This window comes from uncultured Campylobacter sp. (assembly GCF_938045595.1).
Lineage (GTDB): Bacteria > Campylobacterota > Campylobacteria > Campylobacterales > Campylobacteraceae > Campylobacter_B.
In genome coordinates this window covers 1-2,050 of the sequence record NZ_CALIBB010000121.1, presented here as the reverse complement: position 1 = coordinate 2,050, position 2,050 = coordinate 1, and the positions used below count along the sequence as shown (strand labels likewise).

At 43.1% G+C, this 2,050-nt stretch carries 3 protein-coding genes; all 3 read left to right on the top strand.

Features of this window, described 5'->3' with window-relative positions:
• The coding region (locus tag Q0340_RS04980) for a hypothetical protein (protein WP_298082419.1) at nucleotides 1–898 on the top strand (898 nt) is incomplete at its 5' end.
• Nucleotides 898–1,434 (top strand): hypothetical protein, encoded by a 537-nt coding sequence (locus tag Q0340_RS04975; RefSeq protein WP_298082418.1) that lies wholly within the window; start codon nucleotides 898–900, stop codon nucleotides 1,432–1,434. The genes Q0340_RS04980 and Q0340_RS04975, both read left to right, overlap by 1 nt.
• Nucleotides 1,435–1,449: 15 nt before the next feature.
• Nucleotides 1,450–1,992: a ribosome-associated translation inhibitor RaiA gene (gene raiA, locus Q0340_RS04970; RefSeq protein ID WP_298082417.1), complete on the top strand. Its 543-nt coding sequence runs from the start codon at nucleotides 1,450–1,452 to the stop codon at nucleotides 1,990–1,992.
• Nucleotides 1,993–2,050: the final 58 nt, after the last annotated feature.

Here is a 2,050-nt window from a genome sequence, read left to right as displayed (position 1 = left end):
AAATCGCTTGGAAGATAGAATAAAAAGCTCTACTATAGGCAGAGAACTTAGCTCAAACCAATTTGTGCCAATTAGCGCTTTAGATGATCCAAAATACGATATATTAGAGTGGATCGGACAAAGCGTAGAGACGAGAAATATAAATAAGAGAAATCCGGGCTGGAGCGGCTTTATGTCGATGTCTCAGCTTCGAGATATCAAATGGAAAGCGGATGCAGATAAAGGAGATGCCGGCTATATCGCGGATACTAGAGTTGCGTTTAATATGGTATCTTTGGGTAGCGACTTCCCGGAAGTAGCTAAAATAGTTAGGAATTTAAGGGCCAAGACATACAACGTCCCTTCTGTCAATTACGAGGTCGCCGTTATATTTGGGATAGTCACGAACGACGCTTCGCCTACTAGCGTAAATATAGGCTACGGCTACGATAGAAAGGTCGACGTGAACGGTAGCAACCGCGTACTAATCGCCGTAGGTAGACCTAGCATTGCTGGTAGTGGTAAGATACAAGGCGAAACTATCAGGATAAATCAGTATCCGCTTAATCCAAACAACGATAACTCGCAGGAATTCTCCGAGCAGTACTATATAGCTCATAGCGCTTACGCGATTGTTCCCGCTCAGGTCGTAACATATACGAAAGACAATGCGGGCAATTTGAGTAAGAATTTTAATCTACTTTTTAAGTATAACTATCGTCCTTGGAGCACTGCTAAAGATGATGCGAACTCGTATGATAAGGCTAGCAGTGCGTTACTAGCCGAGGACGTGAGCTTGTTTAGGTTTAAGGACGATAACGGCGCTGTCGCGCTTAAGCTATGTATGAGAGACGACGGCAGAAATTTTGATCCTTCGGAGCTGGATCTAAACGTTTGTAAAGCACAGGTGGTGTACTAATGAAAACTATGCAAAAAGGCTTTGCTCTAGTAGCGGCCATATTTTTTATCATCATTGTAGCGACTACGGCGATTACGGCACTATCTATAGCGTCTATGACGGCTCGCGACGTCAATAATATTCAAGGTAGAGAGCAGGCGCTACTGCTAGCTCAGAGCGCTACGGAGTTAGCTGTCCTTGCTATGCAAAAGCATGAGTATCTAACTACCGAGCTTAAAGAAAAGGGTGCTACTGCTACGACTAACCCTACGTTAAATACGATTACGCTTGAATATCCGTCAAATGATCGAGCTCAAAAGATGTTTGACATCACCGTGACGTTCGGATATTTTGATAAACAGCTAGGTGCACCTGATGATCATACCGTCGCTTATAGTAATTTTGGGCAAGGCTCGTCCGAGGCGCTTCCAAGTGGTAGGGGTGTGGGTAAAATTCTAAGTCACGCCGCACTCGTGGATGTAATAGTGAAATCTAACGTAGAAGTTATGGGTAGACCGCAGATCACATATCATAGGCGCACTATTCAAAAACCATAAAGCAAAGGAGAAACGATGAATTTAAATATCGTAGGTAAGCAGTTTGAGCTAACGGAAGCTATCAAAAATTATGTCGAAAACGCATTTGAGACGTTAGAAAAATATAATCTCGACATTATCTCGGGGCGTTGTGTAGTTTCTGCTGACGAGAAGCAAGGTAAAAAGGGCTTCGTGGTGGATTTCTCATTAAATTTAGCGCATCAAGACACTATCGTCGTGCGCCAAAAAGATAAAGATCTCTATGCTGCCGTCGATCTCATCGTCGAGCGCGCCTCAAAAGTTCTACGCAGATACCACGATAAGGTAAATTCTCATAAAAATCGCGACGAGATGAAACAAAACGCCGTAGATAATGCGGTCGGTGCCAATAAGCCAAATTTAAACGATGAAGTTGATGAGATCGTCCCTACCGAGCTGGATCTATATAAGCCGCTAGAGATCGATGAGGCGCTAAATAAGCTGAAAGAAAGCACCGATCAGTTTTTGGTTTTTAATGATATGGATGCCAAAATGCGTGTGCTTTACAAGCGTAAAGACGGTAAATTCGGTCTGTTTTAGCTAAATTTCATATTCGGGTATTTGAAATTTCAAGCGCTCGAGTTCTGATGAAATTCGG